Raw genomic sequence first — 21,176 nt, forward strand, 5'->3', positions numbered from 1 at the left:
GAAACTGGAAAATCCCTATGTCGAAAGGAACAATCATAAGATTTGGATATTTCATTGTAACAATAGTTTCATTGGCAGGATGTAGTAACATATCTCCGCATGATAATTTTAAAGAGCATATATACGGGCAAATTGGTAAAATTTTAAATGAAATCCCACCATATCAAGCCCCTAACGAGAAAAATTTAATTAGTTCAAAACTCTTACCAAATGGGAATATTGAAAATAAATATAAGTATAAAGGAACTTGCAGATATATGTTTGAAATTGATCCTAAAACTCAAAAAATTATTGCAGCGCGTTTTGAGGGCGAGAAGACTGATTGCGTGATCAATCCATGATAACCGCAAGCCGGGGTCAGGTCTTGAAAAATAAGATTTATCATGTTATAGAAACGAAACCATGGCCCGTCCCCTCAGAATAGAATATCCCGGAGCGGTTTACCACATCACTGCCCGCGGGAACGCCCGGGATCGCATCTTCCTGGAAGACGAAGACAGAGACCGTTTTCTGGAAATATTATCTGACACTCTCCAACGATATAACTGGCTGTGCCATGGGTTATGCCTGATGGACAACCATTACCACCTTCTTATTGAAACCATTGACCCTACACTTTCCCGCGGTATGAGACAGCTAATTCCATGGAGGGTCTGCGCCCGCTATTATTTATGCGAACCATAAAACGGCTTTCTTCCCCTGCTGTTCCCGCTGATCGAGCTGTTCTATCTGTTCTCACTCTCTAAATCCCACCCCTTGAAAAATAAGTCCCTGGTTTTTCTTGACCGATTCGCCCCAAAAAGGCTAAACTGGCGTCGATTCACAGCAAAAACACAATCCATAGATTTTTTAAGTTTTTCATAATGCTAAAGTCTTTCAGGGCATCCATTGCGAAAAAGCTGTTTGCATTCATATGCATATCCATACTGGTTTCAGTTCTTCCCCTGTTTTACATTACCCAGAATGCCTTAAAACGATTTGCCGGCCATTCCTTTTCAGCCAATGAAGACCAGATCATCCGCATGTCCAATTATTACCTGTCCAGAATCGCCCGGGAGCAGGCTGAAAAATATGATGAAATTTTAAAATCCGTTAAAGAAGAATCTTCCATCCTTGCCAGGCAGGCGTCTAGTATTTACTCCGACATGGATCGATATGCCTCTTTCCACATGTATAAGCCCTCTTTGAAACGGCATAGGATGCATCCCTGGACGGTTCCGTTTTTCATAACACCGGAATCGAATGAAATCATCACAGCCTTCTGGGGAACGGATACGCTAAGCAAGGAAACCAGAAAAGAGATCCAAGCCATTTCCCACATCAAGCCCCTGCTGATAAAATCCAAAGAAAAGATCATTGCAAGTACGGCAGCCCGGATTATCACCACCTCAGATCTTCTGGTCTGCTACACCCAGGACCCTGGGGTCAAAAAACAGATTTTCCATTTGCCTCCCCCCGGGACATCACGGTTACGGGAAATAGAGTATCCCCGGTTATTTTTGGAATCCGCCTCCCGATACCGGGACATTACCTGTCCGTATCCGCCTGAATCCGGATTGATTTTAAAGGGGATTTCCTCCATCTATGACCGCTGGGGAAGATTTAAAGGACATGCCTGTGTTGATGTATCCGTAGACCGTATTCTCAATGAAATCAATGAGGAAGCCTTTGTAACGGATGACACCAGCGACATGATTTTGTTCGCCTTTTTCACCAACCAGGCCGGCGAACTCATCGCACTTCCCGGCAATCTGTCTGATCTCTTTGGAATTAAAATCGACCTGGCCCATTTTGCCCGGTCCTATAAGATATTGAAACAGGGTCTGAAAACATCACCCGGAAACAAAGCCGAACCTGCCACAAAAGATCTGAAGAAACTCCATGAATTAACCATCAATGATGAAAATTATATCTTATCCTCCTCTGCCCTGGACGAAATCCCCTGGCGGATCGTTCTGGTTTCCCGGAAAAAAGACCTGATGGCTTCCATCGAAGAGACCCGAAAGGCGCTGAGAAGCAGTCTTGAGTCGGTATCTGCCGATTTCATGAAGCATTCATCCGTGATTCTTGCCCTGTCATGCCTCTTTATTTTTCTGGCCATAAAAAAAATTATCCAGCCGATCCGGGAACTCACCCTGGCCGCTCAAAAAATAACCGAGGGTGACGATATGGCGCTTTCCCCGCCGCCCTTTATCCGCAGGACAGATGAAATCGGATCTTTGACCCGGTCCCTGGATATCATGTTAAAACGGCTCAAAGCCTCTGATGTCAGGAAAAGAGAATATGCCCAGACCCTTGAGGGCCAGGTCCGGGCCAGGACCCTGGAGCTGGAAAAAGCCAATACCAGACTGAGTTCGCTTTTAAAAAACCGGGAGAAAGAGGTGCTGGAAAGGACTGAGGATCTCAAGCGCCTGAACGATTATCTATTCTTTTCCGAGGAAGAGGCAAGGAGGGATATCGCTTCGGACCTTCACGACGGGATTGCACAAACTCTCTCATTCTGTATTTCCAAACTAAAGAGCATGACTGACGCCAACCATTATGTAGACTCATCCAAACTCAGGGAAATTCAAGAGGTTCTGGAACAGGGCACAAAGGAAATCCGTTCCCTTGTCTATGAACTCTCCCCTCCGATTCTTGACCACTTCGACCTGACCACGGCCCTGGCGTTTCTGGTTGAAGAAAGCAATTCAAGTTATGGATGCAGGATGGAGTATTTCGTTTCAGGCCGCCCCTGCCCTCCGGTCGAGGATGCTTTGAAAATCACACTCTACCGGGCCGTGGGCGAATTGATCATCAATATTTTAAAGCATTCCGGGGAAAAAAAAGGACAGATCAAGCTGAGAACCGACCGTAAAAACATTATGATCCGGGTGGAGGATCAAGGCTCCGGGTTTGATGTGGAAAAAATTAGTAAAATCAAGGCGGGAATCCATGGTTTCGGCCTGTATAATCTTTCGGAACGCTTGAAATACTTTGGTGCCGGCATTGAAATCGATTCAGCGCCCGGTTCAGGAACAAGTGTCAGAATTCAGATTCCTTTAGACCGGAAACCATCCATTGAGCAGGGAGCCCCATGAAAAAAATCAGGATGTTATTGGCGGATGACCATAAAATTGTGCGCCATGGCCTTGTCTCCACCCTTGAGGCTGACCCGCGGCTGAAAATTGCGGCCCAGGCAGGTTCAGGACTGGAGGCGGTCCGACTTGCCAGGAAACACTGCCCGGATATCGTACTCATGGATATATCCATGCCCGATCTGAACGGCATGGAAGCGTCACGCCAGATCCTGTGCCAAAATCCGGACATAAAAATCATTGCCCTTTCCATGCACGCGGAAAAGGTTTATGTCATGGGCATGCTGGATGCAGGAGTATCCGGATATCTTTTGAAATCCTGTTCTTTCAATGAACTCAAAGAGGCCATTGATATTGTTCTGGAGGGGAAAATTTATTTAAGCCATGAGGTCACCTCCCTTGTGGTGGAGAGTGCCGTGGCCACAGGCCATGAAAAAAAGGCCTCCCGGTATTCCCTCTTGTCAAAAAGGGAAAGGGAAGTGCTCCAGCTCATCTCCGAAGGACATTCAAACAAAAAGATTGGCGTGAAACTCAATATCAGTATCAAAACCGTTCAGATTCACCGGACCAATTTGAAAAAAAAATTAAACCTGTTTACTACGGCGGCCTTGACCAAATATGCCGTTGCCAAGGGCCTGACTTCCATTCTTCCAGACCGGGACACGGCCTTTCCTGAAGATTATAAATATTAACCCCTGAAATTCAGAACTTTTTTATGAAAAACTAGGGTGAGGCCTTATTGTCTTTTTCTTTTTTTTATTGTCTTCTAGGCCATGTTGGCCAAGGAATTGTGATCAGAGTCCGTAAAGGGTACGGGCACCTCCGCTGATCGCATTTTCAACGGGGTCAGGCAGAGAGGGTGAACCTGCCTGACCCCATCCAAATTAATAAACTGCAAGAAATATCGTAATATCGCCAAGGCTCCAGTGGTTTTGTATACCGCCGTTCAACAGGCCATCTCAAATGATCTCTGACACACAGAAACATCGGCTTCTCATTCTTGCACCATACAAGAGGAGATGGTACCCATGAAACATTTTATCTGTTTTATCCTTTTTTTTATAATTCTCGGGATTGCCGGAGTATCGTCCGGGGGCAGCAGCAGTTCCTCCATGGCAACAAAAGAGGCCTACTTTGATATCGCAACCGGCCACAAGTATATTAAAAATACAGACAATACATACATGGAGTATTCCCGCAAAGGGAAACTGCTCAGGAATGATGTCCCCAATACCCTGCCGCTTCTCACCCGGGGCCGGTATATCCGGGAAATCCGTGGGGATGCATACCTGGTATATGAAAAAAGCGGGAACCCAAGAAAACAGCAGCAGATCCTGCCGGCCTCAAGCCGTCACCCCCGGGGCTGGCAATGCAAGGACATGCTGGTCACCGTCAAAAAATCTGCCGAACCGGAAGAAATGGGACTTGCCTACACAAAAGATCCCGGAACCGTCAGGTATGACGGACAAACCGCCTTTGCAACGGGAAAGGCATATTTTGACCTGGCCACCGGTCATAAATACCTGAAAAATTCTGACCATACCTATGCCGAATACTCAAAAAAAGGAAAGCTTCTGAAAACCGATGTCCCGGACAGCCTCCCTCTCCTGACCTCAGGCAGATATATTATCGATCTGGACCAGGGCTGTTATATGATTTATGAAAAGAAGCGGGCAGCCCAGACCGTCTCACAAATCCTGCCGGCCTTAAGCGGCCATCCCAAGGGCTGGCGATGCGGAAAGATCTTATCCACAATAAACTGATCCTTTCGGATACCGGCACGATAGATGGTGTCAACGGTTTTCCCCCTGACGGAGGAAGGGGGAAAACCGTAACATTCAAATCCCAGGGATATCCGTGGGGATCTTGGAGTTCTGAAGCATTGCCGCAGAAGGCCGGATTCTCATCCAAACAAACTATTTCACGATAAATACCGGACAGTCGGCCTTATGCAGCACCTGGTGGGCCACTGACCCCAGGAAAAGCCCTTCAAAGTCACTGACCCCCCGGGATCCCATGACGATGAGATCTACTTTTTCGATCCTTGCCACATTGGCGATATTGGTTCCGGGCGCCCCCTCCAGAATCCGGACCTCGTAATCCACGTCCCCCTTCTCCAGGAGGGTTTCAAAGGGACTGACCAATTCCTCTGAATCTTTCATGATCTCATTGATGGCATTCTGGAAATAAGGTTCGGACAGAACAACCGGAAACCTAGCATGGCAGTGCAGCAGGAGAATCTTTGAATTGAACTGCTTGGCCAGTTCAACGCCATACCGGGTGGATCTCATGGAATGGTCTGATCCGTCCACAGGATTTAAGATCTTTTTAAACTCCATGTTACCTCCTTTTCGGCCTGGACCCGGAAACGGCGACGAAAAGACCGGCCAGGGCCGATGTTTTGGGGTTCCCTCCAAAAAGGGGTTCATGACAGCACAGAAAAAACCGTAACTAAAGAACAGAAGAAAACTGAAATCCCTGGATCAATTATACGATATTTTATCCGGAATTTAAAATGAATTGTAACTAGGCAGGAAATCCCAACCATCTGAACAGAGTGCTCCAGCAGGCAAACAGATACACAGCCGTATACCCGCCACCTTCCATCTCCAGGCAAAAAAGGCCGGCATATCCCGGGAAAAAATCATTGATTTTTGCATTTTACAGGCGCATAACGCTTTTGAAAAGGAGCTGACAGATGCCTGGAAATGCGGAGTTTCAAAGCTGATATGGACACGGAAAAAGTGGATACCCTCATCATTGGAGGCGGCCTCAGCGGAATTTATGCGGCTTCTTTGCTGGCGGCCGGGAAAAAATCCCTGGCTTTGCTGGAGGCCCGGCCCCGGGTGGGGGGCAGAATTTTAAGTCCGGAGTATCAGGGCTTTTTTACCGATCTGGGACCCTCCTGGTATTGGCCCATGATCAATCCGAAGATTGAAAATCTTATACAAGTCCTCGGGCTTAAAGGATATCCCCAGTTTGAAACAGGGCTGGGCCGGTTCCAGGCCAAGGACGGCCATGCCGAAACCATTGCCGGCTATCCAATGGATCCGCCCGGATGGAGGCTTTCCGGAGGGATGATTTCCATTGTCAGAAGGCTCTGCGAACAGATTCCCAGGGATGTCATACGGCTGAATCATCCGGTCTGTGAAATCCAGCGGCTGGACAAGGGGATTCAGGTCATTGTGGGGCGGCATGACCAGGAACCCAAGTGCCGGCTCAAGGCCTCCAACATTATTCTCGCCCTGCCGCCCCGGCTTGCTGCCGGCTCCATTTTGTTTACACCGGATCTCTCCTACGATCTCACCCAGGCCATGTTAAGGGCAAGCACATGGATGGCCGGACAGGCCAAGTTCTTTGCCCTGTATGACAAGGCAAATTGGCGGACGACCGGCCTTTCCGGCCAGGGATTCAGCCTGTGCGGTCCCCTGGGGGAGATTCATGACGGATCCAATGGGGAAAACATGCCCTATGGGCTGACCGGATTTGTCGGGATCCCGGCATTGCGGCGCAAGAAAAGGGAAATCATGATCCAGGCCATCCTTGCCCAGCTTCCCCTCCTTTTCGGTCAGGAGGCCGGGCAACCGGTGGGTATCTATTACCAGGACTGGGCAAAAGAAGAATTTACCGCTACTGAATATGACCAGCGGGCCGCCCACAATCATCCCGAGTTCCAGCCGCCCTCGGGAAAGACAAGCATCTGGGACAACACCTTTCATTTTGCGGGCACAGAAACCGCAGATGATTTCGGCGGTTATCTTGAAGGCGCATTATCCAGTGCGGAACGGGCGGTTTCAGCGTCGATCCAATCCTGTTGACGGCAGCCCCAGAGGACGCCGGTTCTTAATCCTTGCCCGCAAAATTACGGAATATCCCTTAGCTGAAAAGTTCTTTTTTCTCCAAAATAAAAGGATACGCCAAAGACATCCCCTGCTTGGGAAACCTTTTTTCCCAAAACCGGATGGATCCCATCCTGACCTTCCTCCCCCGGATCCCGGGCGAAACCACCCCGAAATCGAATTCTTGAAAGCCATCCGAAAAAAACATTTGACAAGCGAATTCCTTTAAATATAGTATGTTAAAAATAGACCGAGCGCTCGTTCAGTTTTTTTGTTTTCCTTGAGAGGTGCCCGGCTGGATTCGCTGGGAAGAACCGGAGAAAATAGAGACTCAAATAAAAAACAACCCATAAAAATCAAGGAGGCCCGGGGTGGATTTTGACCTTACCAAAGAGCAGGAGATGATCCGTAAGGAAGTCAGAAAGTTTGCCCGGAAGGAAATTGCCCCCATAGCGGCGGAGCTTGACGAAAAAGAAGAGTTTTCCCAAGAGCTGACCCGGAAAATGGGAGAAATTGGTCTTTTCGGCATGTTTGTTTCAGAGGAGTATGAAGGCCAGGCAATGGATTATATATCCTATATCATTGCCGTGGAGGAAATCGCCAGGATAGACGGATCCCAGGCCGCCACCATTGCCGCGGGAAACTCCCTGGGGATCGGTCCCATCTTTTATTTCGGAACAGAGGAGCAGAAGCTAAAATATCTGCCCAGGCTCTGTTCCGGGGAAGGACTGTGGGGATTCGGCCTGACCGAGCCCACGGCCGGCTCCGATGCCGGGGGGTCCAAGACAACGGCGGTTCTGGAGGGGGACGAATGGGTGATCAACGGGTCCAAGATATTCATCACCAATGCCGCCTCGGAGATGACCATGGGGGTAACGGTCCAGGCCATCACCGGGACCCGGGAAAGCGGAAAGCCTGAATATTCCTGCATTCTTGTGGAATCGGGCACCCCGGGCTTCAAGGCCGTTCCCATGCATAAGAAGATGATGTGGCGGGCCTCCAACACGGCCGAGCTCTATTTTGACAATGTCCGGGTTCCCAAGGAAAATATCCTGGGAAACAAAGGGGACGGATTCCACCAGATGCTGGCCACCCTGGACGGGGGACGCCTATCCATCGGTGCCATGGGACTGGGAGGCGCCCAGGGCGCCTATGATCTGGCCCTGAAATATGCAAGGGAAAGGGAGCAGTTCGGTCAGCCCATCTCCAAATTCCAGGCCGTGGCCTTTAAGCTGGCCGACTGCGCCATGGAAATCGAATGCGCCCGGAACCTGCTCTACAAGGCCTGCTGGCTCAAGTCCCATCACAGGCCCTATGAAAAGGAAGCAGCCATGGGCAAACTCTATGCTTCCGAGGTCATGGGACGGGTGGCCGACCATGCCGTCCAGATCCACGGGGGATACGGGCTTATGAAGGAGTATAACGTGGAGCGGTTCTACAGGGACCATAAACTCCTTGAAATCGGGGAGGGCACCTCGGAAGTCCAGAGAATCGTCATATCCAGATACATCGGCTGTTAATCCGGCCCGGGAGATTCACCATGAGCAATGAAGATCTTTTATTAAAACAAGAAAAAAACCAGGCCCTGATCCTCACCCTGAACCGGCCCCGGGTGATGAATAGTCTCAACTTTGACCTGCTCTTCGCCCTCAGGGACGAGATTGATACTCTTCAATACCGGTCTGAAATCCGCTGTATCATCCTCACGGGTGCCGGGGAAAAGGCATTCTGCGCCGGCGCCGATCTCAAGGAGAGGGCCGGGCTTTCCCCCAATGAGGTGAAAAAGTTCATCCTCACCATCCGCAACCTTTTGACCTCCATCCAGAACCTGCCCATGCCGGTGATCTCGGCTGTCAACGGGATTGCCCTGGGAGGCGGAACCGAACTGGCCCTGGCCTCGGACATAAGGATCGCATCGAAAAAGGCCTCCATGGGTCTGACCGAGACCCGGCTGGCCATCATCCCGGGCGGGGGCGGCACCCAGAGGCTGCCCAGAGTCGTGGGAGTGGCCAAGGCCAAGGAGCTGATCTTCACGGGCCGGAGGGTGGACGCCGGGGAGGCTCTGGATATCGGCCTGGTCAATAAGACCGTGCCCGGAGACCAACTCATGGACGCCTGCCTTGACATGGCGGAAATGATCTCCCAAACCGGCCCCATTGCCGTGGAGATGGCAAAATACGCCATTGACAGAGGCATAGAAACCGACCTGGCCACGGGCCTGGCCATTGAATCCAATGCTTACCGGGTGACCATCCCGACGGAGGACAGGACCGAAGGCCTGACCGCATTCAGGGAAAAGCGAAAACCCGTTTACAAGGGGAAATAAATGGAAGACTTCACCAGCTTCTGGAAAAAGGAAGAAGAAAAACTGGAACAAAGAAGGTCCCAGGCCATCTGGCCCGGAGGCCAGAAAGCCGTGGATACCCTGGCCAAAAGGAATAAGCGCCCGGTCAGGGACTTGATCACCGACCTCATCGATCCGGGAACCCCATTTTTTGAACTCTCCATGCTGGCCGGATTCGGCATGGGATACCCGGGGGTGGAGGATGTGCCCTGCGCCGGGATCGTCACCGGGATCGGCAAAATCCACGGCAACTGGACCATGATCATGGCCAATGACTCCCGGGTCAAGGCCGGAACCTATTTCCCCATCACCCTGAAAAAACATATGCGGGCCCAGGCCATTGCCGAGAAATGCGGGCTCAACTGCATCTATATTGCCGATTCAGGCGGGGTATTTCTGCCCATGCAGGCGGAAGTTTTCCCCGATGACCAGCACTTCGGATCCATATTCTACAACATGGCCCGGATGTCGGCCAAGGGACTGCGCCAGGTGACCCTGAGCACCGGGGGCAATACGGCCGGCGGAGCCTATATCGTGTTCATGGCCTGCGAATCCATCATGATCGACAGGCAGTCCTTTTCCTTTTTGGGCGGCCCTCCCCTGGTGAAAATGGCCACGGGAGAGGAGATCTCTGCAGAAGACTTAGGGGGCGCCCGGGTCCACACCCAGGTATCCGGAGGAGCGGACCATCTCTGCAATGATCAGACCGACGCCATTGCCAAGGTCAGGGAACTTCTCTCCCTGACCCGGCCCCAGGAAATCCATCTGCACAGATACCAGCCCGTGGAACCGGCCACCGGGCCGGAGGTCATCTACGATATCCTGCCCGCCTCCCCCCACCAGGGAATCTCCGGCCTCGACTTTATCCGCTCCATTGCAGACGGCTCCCATTTCATCGAGGTAAAAAAGAACTTTGCCCCGGGCCGGGGCTCCAATATCCTGACCGGCAAAATCAGGATCCAGGGCCTTCCCATGGGCGTGGTCTGCTCCAACGGGGCCGGTATCATCTTCCATGAGGCCGCCAAAAAGGTGGCCGAATGGGTGGTCAGATGCTCCTATGAAAAGATCCCCATCCTCTTTATCCAGAGTTCCCCGGGTTATATGGTGGGGTCGGAATCAGAGCATGCGGGCATCGGCAAATTCGGAGCCGATATGGTCCGGGCCGTGTCCTGCGCCCAGGTGCCCCGGATCCAGCTGGTCATCGGCCCGGACAACGGGGCGGCCAACTACGGCATGTGCGGAAGGGCCTACCGGCCCCATTTCCTGTTCTCCACCATGCGGGCCAGAACCAGCGTCATGAGCGGCAAAAGCGCCGGAGGGGTTCTGCTTTCCATTGAACAGGCCAAGAAAAAGGCCAAGGGGGAAACCATGACCCCGGAGGAAATCGAGGCCTTTCAGCAGAAGATGATCGCAAAATACGACGGAGAGGCCCATCCCTTTTTCTGTGCCTCAAGGCTGCTCAATGACCGGGTCCTGAAATTCTCGGAAATCCGGGAATGGCTGGCCATGGCGGTTGAGGTCAGCATGATAAAACCCGTGGGAGAAGCGTCCTTTGGAAATTTTAGATTTTAAAAATAAGGAGAGAAGATAATGACAGAATACGATTATTGGAAAATTTTCCCGAGAATGCCGAAAAAGGTCACCATCGGAGATATCACCGTCCGGGACGGATTCCAGCACCTGGAGAAGTTCATCTCCACCCCGGCCAAGATCACCTATCTTGAGGAACTCATCTTTGCCGGATGCCGGAACATCGAAGTCACCAACCTAGGCAATCCCCGGAACATGCCCCAATTCTCCGATGCAGAGGAGCTTCTGGCCCATCTGCGGTCGGATAATTTTGTATCCCGGGCCGCCAGAAAAGGCATTGACATGAAGGATGTGGTCCTGACGGCCATCACCATTAGGGAACCCTCCGTGGACCGGGCCATTGAACTCAAAAACCGGGGGGTGGGTCCGGACCGGGTCCTGATGATGGTCTCCACCGAAGAACAGCACCACTTTGCCAATTCCGGCACCACCCTTCCCAACTATTGGAAAGAGGCGGAACGCTGCATTAAAAAGTGCTCGGATGCAGGAATCAAAATGTGCGGCACCGTATCCACCATCTGGGGAAGCCCCATCGGCGGGGCCACCCGGCTGGAGGATGCCGTGGAGTTCACCAAGTACTGGCTCTCCATCGGGGCCTCGGACATTGAACATGCCGACCATGACGGTTCGGCTTCCGCGGCAGACGTATACCGGTATTTTTCCATGATCCTGGATGAGATCCCGGATACCAGCCTCCACATCGCCCATTTCCATGAAACCAAACGGGTGGCTGCGGCTTCGGTTCTGGCCGCACTCCAGGCCGGCATCACCCATTTTGAGGCCACCCTGGGAGGCCTTGGAGGGCAGCCGGCAAACTTCATGGATGACCGGCCCATCAAAGGAACCGGCGACTATTACTATGACGACGAACGCTACGTGGGCCTGGTCTGCCTGGAAGATACCCTTGTACAAATCGATGAAATGGGTATAGAACATGGATATGATATTGACCGGATCCTCTGGCTGGGCAGGCAGCTGGAGAAGACCGTGGGCACCCGCCTCAGGAGCGAAGCCATGATCAACGGCAGGACCCTGAAAGAGGGGCACATGGAATACGCCAGACCCGGACTTGCCAAACTCAAGGAAAAACTGGGAGAGACACCGGATCAAAACTTTCCGAAATAGAAACCATGCCCTTGGGCACAACAATCCAAGAAAGAGATGCCCTGTGCTGAAGTTTGCCTTTTCATCCTTTATCCTTCAGCCTTCATCCTTTCATCTATAAGGAGATGCCATGGAAAAAAAGGACAAGATACCCCATATCAATGTGGATTATTTTGAAGACCTTACCGGAAATATCCAGAACGGGGATTCCGGACAGGTGGATGAGGTGGGGACCCGTATCCGGCTGCTCCGGGAGGAGAGAGGATTTTCCCTGGAAGACCTTTCCGACCTGACCGGATTTGAAGTATCCCGGCTGGAGGAAATTGAAAGCGGCCGTTTCAAACCCCAGCTGGGCATGGTCATGAAGCTTTCCAAGGCCCTGGATTCAGCCGTGGGCAAACTGGTGTCCGGCATGGGCACAAAGCTGTACTCCATTACCCGGAAAAACGAGAGAAAATCCATTGCCAGGTCTGCCTCCAAGACCAGCAAGAAAAAGGAATACTCCTATATGAGCCTGGCCCCGGAAGTCCAGGGCAGGCATATGGAAGCCCTGATTGTTCAGTTGGAAAAAAATGATGACAAAGAGATCTCCGTTCACAGCGGAGAGGAATTCGTCTATGTTCTGGAAGGAACGGCCAATCTGACCATTGCCAAGGAATCCTACGATCTGGAACCCGGGGACAGCGCCTATTATCTGTCCACCACTCCCCACTATATCACCGCCAAGACGGAAAAGGCCACTTTACTTGCCGTTCTATATGAATAAGGAGAGGATCCATGCACAAACTCTTGTGGGAACCCAGCCAAGAGCGCATAGAAAGCACCAACATGTACCGGTTCATGAACCGGGTCAATGAAAAATTTCAAAAAGACTTTCAGGAATATCCTTCCCTCTGGGAATGGTCCGTAAATCATCTGGAAGATTTCTGGGACACGGCCTGGGACTTCCTGGACATACAGCACTCTGTACCCTACGAACAGGTCATCCAGGACAAGAACAAGATGCCCGGAGCAAAGTTTTTCACCGGGGCAAGGCTCAACTTTGCCGAAAACCTGCTCCGGTTCAGGAATGACCGGACAGCCCTGGTGTTCAGGGGGGAAGATTCAATCCGGCGCTCCCTGACCTATAACCAGCTCTACCATGAAGTGGCCCAGACCGCGGCAGCCCTGAAATCCATGGGCATCCAAAAAGGAGACCGGGTGGTGGGGTTCGTGCCCAATATGCCCGAATCCATCATTGCCATGCTGGCCACTGCCAGCCTGGGAGCGGTCTGGTCCTCCTGCTCCCCGGATTTCGGCATCAAGGGGGTTCTGGACCGGTTCGGCCAGACCCGGCCCAGGGTACTTTTCACGGCAGACGGCTACTTTTTCAAGGGCAAACCCCTGGACAGCCTGGAACGCATCGCCGGAATTGTCAAAGAACTGCCCTCCATAGAGAAAATCGTGGTTATCCCCTATGTGAAAGAAACACCGGACATCTCCATGCTGGACAAGGCCGTTCATTATTCAGACTTTAAGGACCCTGCAGCAGAGGAAATCCGATTCGAACAGGTGGAATTCGACCATCCCCTTTACATCATGTACTCCTCGGGCACCACAGGTCTGCCCAAATGTATGGTCCAGAGCCAGGGAGGGGTCCTGCTCCACCAGAAAAAGGAACTGGTCCTCCATACGGACCTAAAGGAAGAGGACACCATCTTCTATTTCACCACCTGCGGCTGGATGATGTGGAACTGGCTGACCTGCTCTTTGAGTGTGGGTGCCACCCTGGTGCTCTACGACGGCAATCCCTTCCATCCCGGGCCCGAGGCTCTGTGGAAGATGGCCCAGGACGAAAAAATCAATGTTTTCGGAACCAGTGCCGGCTATATCGAAGCCCTGAAAAATGCCGGGGTGCGCCCCAAAGAGCTGTTTGACCTTTCTGCCCTGAAATCGGTTTTATCCACGGGATCCCCCCTGTCCGACGAAAACTTTGAATTCATCTACGAACATGTCAAGACAGACCTCCAGCTGGCATCCATTTCCGGCGGGTCCGACCTGAACGGATGCTTTGCCCTGGGCAATCCCATGGGACCGGTCTATACCGGGGAACTCCAGTGCAGGGGCCTTGGCATGAAGGTCTTTGCCTATGATGAAACCGGCACTCCGGTGGTGGGACAGCAGGCCGAACTGGTCTGCACGGCGCCCTTTCCCTCCATGCCCGTCTGTTTCTGGGGAGATGATGACGGCTCCAAGTACCATTCCGCCTATTTCGACCAGTTTCCGGGTATCTGGACCCACGGAGATTTTATCATGGTCACGGAACGGGGCGGAGTCATCATGTTCGGCCGGTCCGATGCCACCCTGAACCCGGGCGGGGTCAGGATCGGGACCGCCGAGATCTACCGCCGCCTGGATGCCATGGAAGAACTGGAAGACTCTGTGGTGGTGGGCCAGTCCTGGAACAACGATGTCCGGGTGATCCTGTTCGTGAAGATGGCCCAGGGGTTTGAACTGACCCGGTACCTGGAAAACAAAATCCGGGCCGATATCCGGGCCAATGCCTCCCCCCGGCATGTACCGGCCAAGATCATTGCCTGCCCGGACGTTCCCTATACCCTGAACATGAAAAAAGTGGAACTGGCCGTCAAAAAGATGATCGAAGGCAAGGAAGTGAGAAACAAGGATGCCCTGAAAAACCCGGAAGCCCTGGATTTCTTCGGCAGCATCGACGAATTGAAAAGCTGAGAATTTTTCAGCTTTCCAGATAGACTGAAGGCTGAAGACTGAAGGCTGAAGACTGAAGGCTGAAGACTGAAGGTATAGTTGAAATCAATCCTTCAGTCTTCAGCCTTATCGCTTCAGCCTTAAAAGGAAACTACTTTTCAATGGAACCCTTAGTAAAAGACCATTATGCCTCCAATGATCTGATCTTGAAAATAAAGACGGGTCTGGCAAAGGCCGGGAAAGATATGGACAGCCTCAAGGTGAAAGACCTGGCTCCGGTGGACCAGCTCCACACCTGCGGTGCCCCGGCCACGGTCTCTCTTCTGGAAAAAGCCAATGTCACAGAAAACCACCGGATCCTGGATGCCGGCTGCGGCATCGGAGGTTCCTCCAGGCTCATGGCCGGGACATTCGGCTGCCAGGTGACGGGCATTGACCTGTCTCCTTCATTCATCGAAGCTGCAGAGATCCTGACCCGGCACATTGGACTGGACCGGCTGGCCTCCTTCCGGACAGGATCGATCCTGGACCTGCCCTTTGAGAACGACTCCTTTGACGGGGTGCTTTGCCAGCATGTAATTTTGAACATCAAAGACAAGGCCGGGGCGATACAGGAATTTTCCAGGGTCTTGAAACCCGGAGGGAAGCTCATTCTCCATGAAGTCACCCGGGGGCAAGGCCCTTCCCCTGCCCTGCCGGTCCCCTGGGCCGCCACCCCGGACACCTCGTTTCTCGAACCCTGGGAAACCTGTGAGGCCCTGATGAAAGGGGCTGGATTCTCGACAGAGTATTTCAGGGACGACACCCGGGCCGGCCTGGCCTGGTGGGAAAAGATCAAAGCTGCGGCTGAAAAAAATCGGGGAAAAACCTATCCCCTGGGCGTTCACCTCATATTCGGAAAAAATGCCTCCCTTTTCAGGGAGACCATGCCCCGAAATTTCAGAAACAACTCCATCTGCCTGGTTGAAGCTGTTTTAAAAAAGCTTTAGAAAAACTTTAAAAGTCGCAATTCATAGTTACCTTTTGACAATTGAGGCTGTTCCGAATCTAATTTTTTAAAAAGCACAAAAGGAGAACACCATGATATCAAAAAAAATCCAGGATGCCATCAACACCCAGATCAACCGGGAATTATTTTCAGAATATTACTATCTTTCCATGGCTTCCTATTTCAATTCAGCCGGATTAAACGGATTTGAAAACTTTTTCCTGGTCCAGGTGGAGGAAGAAAGATTCCATGCAATGAAGATGTACAGGTTTTTGAATGAACGGGGGGGACGGGTATTTTTAAAGGAAATCGAAGCCCCGAAGACCGAATTCAAATCTCCCCTGGAGGTCTTTGAGCTGGCCTATGAGCATGAGAAACTGGTCTCTTCCCTGATCAACAATCTCGTGGACCTGGCCATCCAGGAAAACGACCATGCCGCCAGAAACTTTCTGAACTGGTTTGTGGAAGAACAGGTGGAAGAAGAGGCATCCATGGACGCCATTTTGAACAAACTCAAGCTGATCAAGGGAGAGGGCCACGGCCTGCTCATGCTGGACAATGAACTGGCCCAGCGGGTATTTACCCCGCCGGCAAAATAGATTTAAATCCATGGCCGGCCACGGAATTTCCCGGGGCCGGCCATGACTGATCCGAATTATAAAACCTGATCCAGAGTAGAGTCAAAGGCGCCGTCCAACATATCGGCGATCATCTGGTCCAGGCGCTGCCTTACCTTATCCAGGAAGGCATATTCAGAGGTCCGGGTCGGATCCTCTTCTTCATTTCCCTCGTTTTTCTCCACCCCGTTAAGATAATGCTGGAACAGAGAGTCCAGGGGCTGCCGGGATTTTTCCAGGAGTTTCTCTTCCTGGTCTTCCAGGAGCCGGGCCATTTTTTCAAACAAGTTGTCCAGGGTTCCCTGGGACCTGTCCGATCCGGTGAGTTGATCTGCCCTATCTGTATTATCGAGCCAGGCACCCGCAGATGTGGTCTCCTCGGTCATGGAATACCCCCTGGCATAGCTGATGTCCGCCGAGTACATGGAAACGGAATCATAGGATCCCATGGACAGGGCCTTTGCGATGGCATCATCCATATCCCCCTCGGCCACTTCGGCGATAATCCCGTCAATTCCCTTGATGATATTCTCGATGTCTGCCAGTTCTTCCTCACTCAGATCCCCCTGCACGGAAAAGGAAAAAGACTCCCCCGATGTCAGGGTGATCTCCCTGGAATGCTGGCTGACCATTGCCTTGCCGCTGTCTGATTCAATAACCCCTTGGCTGGTGTAAGAGGAAGAGCTGTACCCGGAAAAGGAATTTGCGGAGAGGGTCACCACATCTCCTTCGCGGGTCTGGATGGTTACACCGGCGTTGAGTTCTTCATAGGCGCTCATCTGCGTTGAGCGACTGGCAACGGAAGCCTTCTGGAGTCCCTGGTAGTTGCTGGGCCTCATGCCCTGGGATGAATTTCCCTGTATGCTGCTCATTTTATTCTCCCTTGGTTTGGATCTGAAAATAGAACTGCTTGGAATAATCATCGGCAAATCCGCCCAAAAATTGAGAATTATTTCCTTCTCTTTTTCTTTCCAAACGGAAATGATAGTTTGACAGAAAAAACTCTCCCCAAGAGGAAACTGTGGACACCTTTGGATTTACCCAAAAAAAATTTTTATCACTTCCCCATAAGAGCCGGCATGGCCACATCATTGCCTGGCTTTCACAATATTACCAGAAACTGTTGACCGGCAGGATATCCCAGGAGTCCTTTAATGATTTCTGCTTCAAATACGAATCCGTTCTCACCTGGATGGACTCTCCCCTGCCTCCAAGGCCTGAAAATTCCGGGGCCCAATCCCGCATGGAGTACGTTTCCGATGCAGTTCACACCCACAGGCAGGCCGCAGGGATGGTCTGCCGGGATGAACTTCTGCTTCCCCGGGCCTCTTTTTCGGATAAACTCCACGGAGACGCCGTTGACACGACCCTGTCTACGGAGATCATCCTTGCCCTGGACGGACTAAGAAGCCTTTTCAACGTGGGATCCATTTTCCGGACCTGTGACGGTGCCGGAGTAAGGGAGGTCATCCTGGGCAATACGCCCGGAAAAGAGAATCCAAGGGTTCAGAAGACGGCCATGGGAAGCCAGAAATGGATAGCCCAGGAAAAAACCCGGGATCTGGGCCGTGCCCTGTTGGATAAAAAAAAGGAAGGATACAAAATCATCGGCGTTGAGACTGCGGAAGGTTCCATCCCCTGCCATTGCTTTGCCTGGCCTGAAAAAATGGTGCTGGTTTTCGGGAACGAGGAGTATGGAATCTCTTCCCATGTGATGTCGGTGTGTGACGAGTTTATCCACATCCCCATGTTCGGAAGGAAAAACTCCCTGAATGTTGCCAATGCCGTTTCCGTGGTGCTGTTCCAGGCCCGCCTCAACATGGATATTTCATGAAATGAATCCTGTTTACCGAGCAAAAAGCCCGGGCTGGGCAATATCCGGCTGAATTCCCGGGATCAGGCCTTATCCCCGAAACTGATCTTGAGATGATAGACCCCGGCGTCCAGACTGGCCTCCATGGGCAGCCCGATCTTTTCAAAGACCTTGATCATGGGCTGGTTGTCGGACATGACCTCTGCCATAATCCCTTTGAGGCCCTTTTTCCGGGCAAAGCCTACCAGGAGATCCATCATGTACGACCCCAGGCCCTTGCCCTGGAAAGCTTCGTCAATGAGAAAGGCGACCTCTCCGTAATAGGATCTTTCATCCCGGATCAGTCTGGCTTCGGCAATGATTTTGTCCTGGTCCCCCTCTGTGCTCAGCCCCACAATGGAGACTTCCCTGCTGTAGTCCACGTTGACGTATTCCTGCATCTTATCGTGGGCCATGGTCTTGATGGAGTAGAAAAACCGGTAATAGATCATCTCCTTGGAGCAGCGGTAAAAGAACCTGCGCATGGCCTCCTCGTCAGAGGGCTTGATGGCCCTGAACCTGACCTCCTCTCCCCCCTTAAAAGTTTTTCTATAGTCCAGGTGGGAGGGGTAGAGATGGGCGGCCCGGGAGATGAAAATCTGGTTGGGATAGATGAGTTTCTTTTCCCTGGCCTGCTCCACCAGGGCTTCCCGGTCATCGGGATGGGCAATGTCGATGATGGCCTGGGCCCGCTCCCGCAAGGTCCTCCACTTGAGGTTGGCAATGCCGTATTCCGTGGCGATCATGTGAACGGACTCCCTCAGGCGAAGCTGGTTGGCAAAATTCTGGACGCTCAGAAGGATATTGGATTCCCCCTTCTCATTTCTGGACGGAAGGCCGATGATGGTGGCCCCGTCTGCAGATCCTTCCGCGCCCTTGTAAAAATCGATTCCTTCACCGGGCCCCGTGATCACGGCTCCTTTCAGGGGAAAGGAGGCCCCGCCCAACAGATCCACCTTCCTGACCTCGTAAATGGCCACAAACTGGGGATTCTGGGCAATGAGCCGGGAGTTGCACACCCAGTCAATTCCCTGGAATTCCACCAAAGGATTCCGGTTCAGCCATTTCATCAGATTTTTACTCCCCAGGGCATAGGATGCCAGGGACTTTCCCCGGAACGGGGACTTGAATTTATTGGTTACCGCGCCTGAATTGACCAGCTCGGCCAGGGCATCGGTAAAATAGAGGGAATGAATCCCCAGATCTTTTTTATCGGACAGATGGGGCACCAGGGCTTCAAACAGAGGGCCCAGGGAATAGTTGATGCAGTCCCCGTTCTTGATCACCGAGGCCACATTTGCCGCCACCCGGTTCATCTCTTCAGGCACCTCCGGAAGGGCATAGGTTACGGGTCCCCGGTCCGACCGGACCAGAAGGTTAAAATCCTCAATGGAAACAAAGGTATCCCCGTAGGTAAAGGGGAGCTCAGTATTGACCTCCCCCACCACCAGGGAAGCCTGGTCCATGGCTTCCCTGGCCACGTCAACAGCCCCTCCCAGGCTGCAGTATCCGGCATCGTCGGGCGGGGTGATCTGGATAAAGGCAACGTCAATATCCACCTTCCTCGATTTAATCACCTTGGGAATTTCAGAATAATAGGCCGGGATCAGGTCCACCTGCCCGGAAGCAATGGTGCCCCAGGCCACAAAACCCGAAAAAAAGGTTTTCAACCGGTAATTGGGCGCGTTGAGCTTGTCCACGGAAAGGATGGTATCCCCCTGGACAGCCAGCTGAACCAGTTCAAGATCCCGGATATTATGGGAATCCACGTCCAGCAGGGTTCTCATCAGGGTCCGGGGGGTGGCCGGGCCCGATCCCAGGAACACCGTCATGCCCGGTTTGATATGGTTGAGAACCCTTTCAGGCGGTACCAGGCTGTCTTCCCAATTGGATAAATCAAACTCAGGCATTCATGACTCCTTGATCGGATTGGTAAGGAAAATACTGTTCATTCATACCAGCAAATCCCCAGTTATTCAAGGTTCCGGCCCTTTTCCCGGGGTGCCGTTGCAACCCTAACCGACTCGGCACCTTCCGATCCTTATACAGAAACCTCAGACAGAAAAAGATGCACTTGCCCAGTGACAGTCAGAACAGAGAATATTACAAACCTGGAAAAACGCATAAGATATTCAATTATTTTAAAAAAAACTTTATAATTCAGTCATTATGGATTACTTATGATCAACCTTTTCCAAAAGGTCGGTTATGAAAACCATGTAACCGACAGGGCGGAGCTGTGTGCTAACAAAAGGAGATCCTCGTAAGTTTAATTTTTATAGCATGAGTACTCATAATGGATAGTTATAATCGAGAAAAACTAATTAACAAAGCAAATCGCAGGGATTTTAAGGTCTTGGAAATTGGCGCTGGCCACAACCCTGACAGTAGAACAGAGTTAATCATTGATAAATCTACTGATAATACAGAAAGGGGGGGGGATCTGTATGAGGGCATCCCGTCAATAATCGCGAATGCAGAAGACTTATCTTTTTTCAACGATAAAATTTTTGATTTTGTGATAGCAAGACATGTATTGGAACACGCTGATGATCCCAATAAAATGTTACAGGAGATGCAAAGGGTTTCTAAAGCTGGTTATATAGAATGTCCGTCTGAACTAAATGAAAGATTGAACAGTAGAAAAGATTACCATAAATGGCTTGTGAATTTGATAGATGGTATGCTCATTTTAAAACCCAAAAGGCTTGAAGATTATGCAGGCTTGGGCAACCTTGTGGACTATCTATTTAATTATAATTCAGATTTTCGCCGTTTTTATATGGGAGCTGAACGCCTATGGTTTGTAAAATATCACTGGAAGGATTCTATTGACTACAAGCTTATAGAACCAAGTGATGATTTTACGTTGAATTTTTTTGATCCTGAAATACTTAAAGAAATCACACGAATAAATTTTAAAAACAGGTTGAAGGGTTTTATTTCCCCCCAATATTATGGATCCCTTAAACGAGTAATGCTCTTTTTAAAAAGGAAATAAAAAAGTCTGTGAGAATTCTGTAGTTAGTTATTAAATAAATTCAATGAGTTGAGCAATT

The 21,176-nt window shown here is 51.2% G+C and carries 19 protein-coding genes; 16 read left to right on the plus strand and 3 right to left on the minus strand.

The genetic code is table 11. From position 1 onward, the window contains the following. Positions 1 to 17 precede the first annotated feature (17 nt). The 5 genes from F608_RS0107695 to F608_RS0107710 all read left to right on the plus strand — a co-directional run bounded on the left by F608_RS0107695 (position 18) and on the right by F608_RS0107710 (position 4,840). On the plus strand, positions 18 to 341 hold the full coding sequence (locus tag F608_RS0107695) for a hypothetical protein (RefSeq protein ID WP_022665051.1): 324 nt from the start codon (positions 18 to 20) through the stop codon (positions 339 to 341). A gap of 61 nt (positions 342 to 402) precedes the next feature. After that, a complete protein-coding gene (locus F608_RS35630) occupies positions 403 to 684 on the plus strand; it encodes a transposase (RefSeq protein ID WP_084681013.1) in 282 nt (93 codons plus the stop codon). Between the two features lie 179 nt (positions 685 to 863). Then, positions 864 to 3,080 (plus strand): ATP-binding protein, encoded by a 2,217-nt coding sequence (locus F608_RS0107700; protein ID WP_022665052.1) that lies wholly within the window; start codon positions 864 to 866, stop codon positions 3,078 to 3,080. Beyond that, a complete protein-coding gene (locus F608_RS31130) occupies positions 3,077 to 3,769 on the plus strand; it encodes a response regulator (protein ID WP_022665053.1) in 693 nt (230 codons plus the stop codon). Before F608_RS0107700 ends, F608_RS31130 begins: the two co-directional genes overlap by 4 nt. Before the next feature lie 336 nt (positions 3,770 to 4,105). Then, the gene (locus F608_RS0107710) at positions 4,106 to 4,840 is read left to right on the plus strand and encodes a hypothetical protein (protein WP_022665054.1); all 735 of its coding nucleotides are present in this window, start codon (positions 4,106 to 4,108) and stop codon (positions 4,838 to 4,840) included. A 153-nt stretch (positions 4,841 to 4,993) separates the two neighbouring features. Here the strand turns inward: F608_RS0107710 and F608_RS0107715 are convergent, their stop codons facing one another. Beyond that, on the minus strand, positions 4,994 to 5,416 hold the full coding sequence (locus F608_RS0107715; RefSeq protein WP_022665055.1) for a universal stress protein: 423 nt from the start codon (positions 5,414 to 5,416) through the stop codon (positions 4,994 to 4,996). 390 nt (positions 5,417 to 5,806) lie between these two features. Here F608_RS0107715 and F608_RS0107725 point away from each other — a divergent pair, with 390 nt between their 5' ends. From F608_RS0107725 to F608_RS0107770, 9 genes are all read left to right on the plus strand, one after another. Continuing rightward, positions 5,807 to 6,895 (plus strand): flavin monoamine oxidase family protein, encoded by a 1,089-nt coding sequence (locus F608_RS0107725; RefSeq protein WP_027362562.1) that lies wholly within the window; start codon positions 5,807 to 5,809, stop codon positions 6,893 to 6,895. A gap of 392 nt (positions 6,896 to 7,287) precedes the next feature. Beyond that, a complete protein-coding gene (locus tag F608_RS0107735) occupies positions 7,288 to 8,436 on the plus strand; it encodes an acyl-CoA dehydrogenase family protein (RefSeq protein WP_022665059.1) in 1,149 nt (382 codons plus the stop codon). Positions 8,437 to 8,456: 20 nt separating this feature from the next. Next, on the plus strand, positions 8,457 to 9,242 hold the full coding sequence (locus F608_RS0107740) for an enoyl-CoA hydratase-related protein (protein WP_022665060.1): 786 nt from the start codon (positions 8,457 to 8,459) through the stop codon (positions 9,240 to 9,242). Beyond that, a complete protein-coding gene (locus F608_RS0107745) occupies positions 9,243 to 10,832 on the plus strand; it encodes an acyl-CoA carboxylase subunit beta (RefSeq protein WP_022665061.1) in 1,590 nt (529 codons plus the stop codon). Positions 10,833 to 10,850: 18 nt separating this feature from the next. Further along, positions 10,851 to 11,975: a beta/alpha barrel domain-containing protein gene (locus F608_RS0107750; protein WP_022665062.1), complete on the plus strand. Its 1,125-nt coding sequence runs from the start codon at positions 10,851 to 10,853 to the stop codon at positions 11,973 to 11,975. Between the two features lie 109 nt (positions 11,976 to 12,084). Continuing rightward, positions 12,085 to 12,720, plus strand: a complete 636-nt coding sequence (locus F608_RS0107755; RefSeq protein WP_022665063.1) for a helix-turn-helix domain-containing protein — start codon at positions 12,085 to 12,087, stop codon at positions 12,718 to 12,720. 11 nt (positions 12,721 to 12,731) lie between these two features. Further along, entirely contained in the window at positions 12,732 to 14,681 is a 1,950-nt protein-coding gene (locus F608_RS0107760) for an acetoacetate--CoA ligase (RefSeq protein ID WP_022665064.1), read from the plus strand. Between the two features lie 140 nt (positions 14,682 to 14,821). Next, positions 14,822 to 15,649 (plus strand): class I SAM-dependent methyltransferase, encoded by an 828-nt coding sequence (locus F608_RS0107765; RefSeq protein WP_022665065.1) that lies wholly within the window; start codon positions 14,822 to 14,824, stop codon positions 15,647 to 15,649. 91 nt (positions 15,650 to 15,740) lie between these two features. Further along, on the plus strand, positions 15,741 to 16,247 hold the full coding sequence (locus F608_RS0107770) for a ferritin (protein ID WP_022665066.1): 507 nt from the start codon (positions 15,741 to 15,743) through the stop codon (positions 16,245 to 16,247). Positions 16,248 to 16,303: 56 nt separating this feature from the next. Here the strand turns inward: F608_RS0107770 and F608_RS0107775 are convergent, their stop codons facing one another. Then, positions 16,304 to 17,137 (minus strand): hypothetical protein, encoded by an 834-nt coding sequence (locus F608_RS0107775; protein WP_027362563.1) that lies wholly within the window; start codon positions 17,135 to 17,137, stop codon positions 16,304 to 16,306. A gap of 149 nt (positions 17,138 to 17,286) precedes the next feature. Between F608_RS0107775 and F608_RS34530 the strand changes: the two genes are divergently transcribed. After that, positions 17,287 to 18,099, plus strand: coding sequence for an RNA methyltransferase (locus F608_RS34530; RefSeq protein WP_022665069.1), 813 nt, complete (start codon positions 17,287 to 17,289; stop codon positions 18,097 to 18,099). 62 nt (positions 18,100 to 18,161) lie between these two features. On the opposite strand, the gene F608_RS0107790 is transcribed toward F608_RS34530, so the two are convergent. After that, positions 18,162 to 20,027 carry a bifunctional acetyl-CoA hydrolase/transferase family protein/GNAT family N-acetyltransferase gene (locus F608_RS0107790; RefSeq protein ID WP_022665070.1) on the minus strand — a complete coding sequence of 622 codons (1,866 nt, stop codon included), beginning with the start codon at positions 20,025 to 20,027 and terminating at the stop codon, positions 18,162 to 18,164. 386 nt (positions 20,028 to 20,413) lie between these two features. Here F608_RS0107790 and F608_RS31140 point away from each other — a divergent pair, with 386 nt between their 5' ends. Beyond that, a complete protein-coding gene (locus F608_RS31140; protein WP_022665071.1) occupies positions 20,414 to 21,118 on the plus strand; it encodes a class I SAM-dependent methyltransferase in 705 nt (234 codons plus the stop codon). Positions 21,119 to 21,176: the final 58 nt, after the last annotated feature.

This window comes from Desulfospira joergensenii DSM 10085 (assembly GCF_000420085.1).
Lineage (GTDB): Bacteria > Desulfobacterota > Desulfobacteria > Desulfobacterales > Desulfobacteraceae > Desulfospira > Desulfospira joergensenii.

Excerpts from the sequence above, each read along its gene's own strand:
- F608_RS0107695 (WP_022665051.1), top strand. The coding sequence starts at position 18 with ATGTCGAAAGGAACAATCATAAGATTTGGATATTTCATTGTAACAATA.
- F608_RS35630 (WP_084681013.1), top strand. The coding sequence starts at position 403 with ATGGCCCGTCCCCTCAGAATAGAATATCCCGGAGCGGTTTACCACATC.
- F608_RS0107700 (WP_022665052.1), top strand. The coding sequence starts at position 864 with ATGCTAAAGTCTTTCAGGGCATCCATTGCGAAAAAGCTGTTTGCATTC.
- F608_RS31130 (WP_022665053.1), top strand. The coding sequence starts at position 3,077 with ATGAAAAAAATCAGGATGTTATTGGCGGATGACCATAAAATTGTGCGC.
- F608_RS0107710 (WP_022665054.1), top strand. The coding sequence starts at position 4,106 with ATGAAACATTTTATCTGTTTTATCCTTTTTTTTATAATTCTCGGGATT.
- F608_RS0107715 (WP_022665055.1), bottom strand. The coding sequence starts at position 5,416 with ATGGAGTTTAAAAAGATCTTAAATCCTGTGGACGGATCAGACCATTCC.
- F608_RS0107725 (WP_027362562.1), top strand. The coding sequence starts at position 5,807 with ATGGACACGGAAAAAGTGGATACCCTCATCATTGGAGGCGGCCTCAGC.
- F608_RS0107740 (WP_022665060.1), top strand. The coding sequence starts at position 8,457 with ATGAGCAATGAAGATCTTTTATTAAAACAAGAAAAAAACCAGGCCCTG.
- F608_RS0107745 (WP_022665061.1), top strand. The coding sequence starts at position 9,243 with ATGGAAGACTTCACCAGCTTCTGGAAAAAGGAAGAAGAAAAACTGGAA.
- F608_RS0107750 (WP_022665062.1), top strand. The coding sequence starts at position 10,851 with ATGACAGAATACGATTATTGGAAAATTTTCCCGAGAATGCCGAAAAAG.
- F608_RS0107755 (WP_022665063.1), top strand. The coding sequence starts at position 12,085 with ATGGAAAAAAAGGACAAGATACCCCATATCAATGTGGATTATTTTGAA.
- F608_RS0107760 (WP_022665064.1), top strand. The coding sequence starts at position 12,732 with ATGCACAAACTCTTGTGGGAACCCAGCCAAGAGCGCATAGAAAGCACC.
- F608_RS0107765 (WP_022665065.1), top strand. The coding sequence starts at position 14,822 with ATGGAACCCTTAGTAAAAGACCATTATGCCTCCAATGATCTGATCTTG.
- F608_RS0107770 (WP_022665066.1), top strand. The coding sequence starts at position 15,741 with ATGATATCAAAAAAAATCCAGGATGCCATCAACACCCAGATCAACCGG.
- F608_RS0107775 (WP_027362563.1), bottom strand. The coding sequence starts at position 17,137 with ATGAGCAGCATACAGGGAAATTCATCCCAGGGCATGAGGCCCAGCAAC.
- F608_RS0107790 (WP_022665070.1), bottom strand. The coding sequence starts at position 20,027 with ATGCCTGAGTTTGATTTATCCAATTGGGAAGACAGCCTGGTACCGCCT.
- F608_RS31140 (WP_022665071.1), top strand. The coding sequence starts at position 20,414 with ATGGATAGTTATAATCGAGAAAAACTAATTAACAAAGCAAATCGCAGG.